The organism is Mycobacterium sp. 1164985.4 (assembly GCF_001668575.1).
GTDB lineage: Bacteria > Actinomycetota > Actinomycetes > Mycobacteriales > Mycobacteriaceae > Mycobacterium.
Genome location: NZ_LZMD01000010.1, coordinates 1 through 3,481 on the forward strand (window position 1 = coordinate 1; position 3,481 = coordinate 3,481).

General features: G+C 68.1%; 3 protein-coding genes. All 3 read left to right on the forward strand.

Annotated elements, in window-relative coordinates; genetic code table 11:
• Positions 1-277: 277 nt before the first annotated feature.
• Positions 278-1,438, forward strand: coding sequence for a lactate 2-monooxygenase (locus A5650_RS00510; RefSeq protein WP_067285223.1), 1,161 nt, complete (start codon positions 278-280; stop codon positions 1,436-1,438).
• Between the two features lie 32 nt (positions 1,439-1,470).
• Entirely contained in the window at positions 1,471-2,373 is a 903-nt protein-coding gene (locus A5650_RS00515; protein WP_067285226.1) for a tyrosine recombinase XerC, read from the forward strand.
• Positions 2,374-2,444: 71 nt separating this feature from the next.
• Positions 2,445-3,329 (forward strand): alpha/beta fold hydrolase, encoded by an 885-nt coding sequence (locus A5650_RS00520; RefSeq protein ID WP_067285229.1) that lies wholly within the window; start codon positions 2,445-2,447, stop codon positions 3,327-3,329.
• Positions 3,330-3,481 lie beyond the last annotated feature (152 nt).

The window sequence follows — 3,481 nt, forward strand, 5'->3', positions numbered from 1 at the left end:
CTGCTAACCTCTGAAAGTCGGTTGGTGTTGCGACGTTGACTAGAACCCAACCCGGAACTACCTGCTCAATTTTCGACCGGAACCGACAAGCTGAAGCTCTCGTTTTGATGAATCAACGCGTCAAGCAGCGACTTAAATTCTGTCAGCCGTCAACTCAACGATTGCAGGCAGAGCCGTGTCCCCTGCATTCAGACGATGTTGGACCCAGTAGCGCTCTGCTAGGCGATGTGGCTTCGATACCACATCAAATCATCTGGTAGATGGAGGGAATTAGAGAATGACGTTCGGTAACTACCAGTTCGAGATCTACCTGCAAGGCCTCTCCGGCATCGTGCCGAACCTGCCGATGACGTTCGCGGAGTGGGAAGCCAAGGCGGAGTCGGCGATGCCGCCGTCGGTGTACTCCTACGTCGCCGGGGGAGCTGGTGACGAACGGACCCAGCGGCTGAATCGCACCGCGTTCGACAACTGGGGCCTGATGCCGCGGATGTTCCGCGCGACCCGCGACCGTGACCTCACCGTCGATCTGTTCGGGCTGAAGTTGCCGTCGCCGGTGTTCATGGCGCCGATCGGGGTGATCGGCATCTGCGCCCAGGACGGTCACGGTGACCTGGCCACGGCCCGCGCGGCGGCCAGGACCGGTGTGCCGATGGTCGTCTCGACGCTCACCGAGGACCCGCTCGAGGATGTCGGCGCCGAATTCGGCGACACCCCCGGCTTTTTCCAGCTCTATACCCCGACCGACCGGGAGCTGGCCGCGAGCCTCGTCCACCGCGCCGAGGCCGCCGGATACAAGGGGATCATCGTCACGCTCGACACCTGGGTGCCGGGCTGGCGGCCCCGTGACCTGTCGACGTCGAACTTCCCGCAGCTGCGCGGGCGCTGCCTGTCGAACTACACCAGCGACCCGGTCTTTCGCGCTGGGCTGGCGCAGTCGCCCGAGGAAAACCCGCAAGCCGCCGTCCTGCACTGGGTCGGGCTATTCGGAAACCCACTGACGTGGGACGACCTGCCGTGGCTGCGCTCGTTGACTGACCTGCCGCTCATCGTCAAGGGCATCTGCCATCCCGACGATGCGCGGCGCGCCAAGGACGGCGGCGTCGACGCGATCTACTGCTCGAATCACGGCGGACGACAGGCCAACGGCGGGCTGGCGGCCATCGACTGCCTGCCCGGCGTGGTCGAGGCCGCCGATGGGCTGCCCGTGTTGTTCGACTCGGGCATCCGCAGCGGCTCCGACATCGTGAAAGCGCTCGCGCTCGGCGCGACCGCCGTCGGGATCGGGCGGCCCTACGCCTACGGGCTGGCGCTCGGCGGTGTGGACGGGGTCGTTCACGTGCTGCGCTCGCTGCTGGCCGAAGCCGATCTGACCATGGCCGTCGACGGCTATCCCACCCTGGCCGATCTCACTCCGGACACGCTGCGGCGCGTCACCTGAGCGCTGCGGCCGGGCTCTGCCACGGTGGATTCGTGGAAGCCGTACTCGAGGAGTTCGACGAGTACCTCGCGCTGGAGCGAGGTCGCTCCGAGCACACCCGTCGCGCTTACCGCGGTGACCTCCGCGCGCTGTTCGGGTTCATGGCCGAGCGCGGCCACGACGCCGGACCGGGCGGCCTCAGCCTTCCGGTGCTGCGGTCCTGGCTGGCCGCGCAGGCCGCCGACGGCGCCGCACGTACGACGCTGGCCAGGCGCACCTCGGCGGTCAAGATGTTCACCGCGTGGGCGGTGCGGCGCGGATTGATCGCCAGCGACCCCGCGGCGCGGCTTCAGGTGCCCAAGGCCCGGCGCGAGCTGCCCGCGGTGTTGCGCGAGGACCAGGCGCTCGACGCGATGGCCGCGGCGAAATCCGGCGCCCAGGAGGGCGATCCGATGGCGCTTCGCGACCTGCTGATCGTGGAGTTGTTGTACGCCACCGGTATTCGCGTCAGCGAGCTATGCGGGCTCGACATCGACGACATCGACATGCCCCGTCGCCTGTTGCGCGTCCTGGGCAAGGGCAACAAACAGCGGACGGTGCCGTTCGGCGTCCCCGCGCAGGAAGCGCTGTCGGCGTGGCTCGACCGTGGCCGGCCGGCGTTGGCGACGCCGGACTCGGGGCCGGCCCTGCTGTTGGGGGCGCGGGGGCGTCGACTGGACCCGCGGCAGGCGCGCACCGTCGTGCATCAGACCGTCGGCGCGGTCGACGGTGCACCCGACATCGGGCCGCACGGGTTACGGCACAGCGCCGCAACGCATCTGCTCGAGGGCGGCGCCGATCTGCGCGTCGTGCAAGAACTGCTCGGCCATTCCACGCTGGCCACCACCCAGCTCTACACCCATGTCACGGTCGCGAGGTTGCGGGCCGTCCACGACCAGGCGCACCCCCGCGCGTGAATATGGTGATTTCGGTGCACTACTGATCGATCAGCGACCAGTAGCGCACCGAAACCGCCGAAGGAGGGCTCGTGCAGAGGGCGACGGTGAGTTTTCCGTGGGGGACGGTCTCCTATCTCGAGTGGGCACCCGAGGAGGCTGGAGCGCCGACGGTGGTGCTGCTGCACGGTGGCGGAGTGGACAGCGCGTCACTGTCGTGGGGTGGGGTCGGGCCGCGGCTCGCGGCGAGCGGCTACCGCGTGCTCGCGCCCGACCACCCCGGGTACGGCGAGAGCCCGCCGGCGGCTTGGCCGTCGACCCAGGACCGGTTGGTGGCCTACGTGGGCGAGTTCGTCGACGCGCTCGGTCTGGACCGCTATGCGATCGGCGGCTTGTCGCTGGGCGGGGGAATGACAATCGGACACGTTCTGGACAGACCGGAAAAGGTCACGGGGGCAATGCTGTTGGGCAGCTACGGGTTGATGCCCCGGCTGTCCGAGGGACCGCTGTCCGGAGTGCGACAGGCGTTGACGTGGCTCACGGTGCGCACAGGGCTGCTCGGCGCAGTGAGCCGGTGGTCGGGGCGAAGTCGACGCGCGATGACGTGGGCCATGCCGGCGTTGATCACCGACCCGGCGCAACGCACACCCGAACTCGTCGACGAGATCTTGGCGGCCGCCCGAGCCGAACACGCCTTCGCCGCGTTCGGGCAATGGCAGCGCGATCAGGTCCGCTGGAACGGCCTCACCACCGACTACCGCACCCGGCTCGCGTCGTTCCCGCGACCCGCGCTGATCGTTCACGGGGACAAGGACACCAGCGTGCCGGTGGCGGCGGCGCGGGCGGCGGCCGAGCTGATTCCGGACGCACGACTCGAAGTCGTTGCAGGGGCGGCACATTGGGTGCAGCGAGACCACCCCGAGATCGTGGTGGAAGCGATGCTCGAGTTCCTCGACATGCTCAGCGCAGGAGCTTGATCACCTCGGCGATATCCGGCATCGCCGTGAGCGTGCACAAACTGTCGAGATTTCGCGGTGTGTCGTGTGCAGACGCTCAGTGTCAGGGTGGTAATCGCCGCGTTGCGGTGGTTGGGTCTTCTCGCCCGGTGTCTGGCTCCTGCAGACGCTGC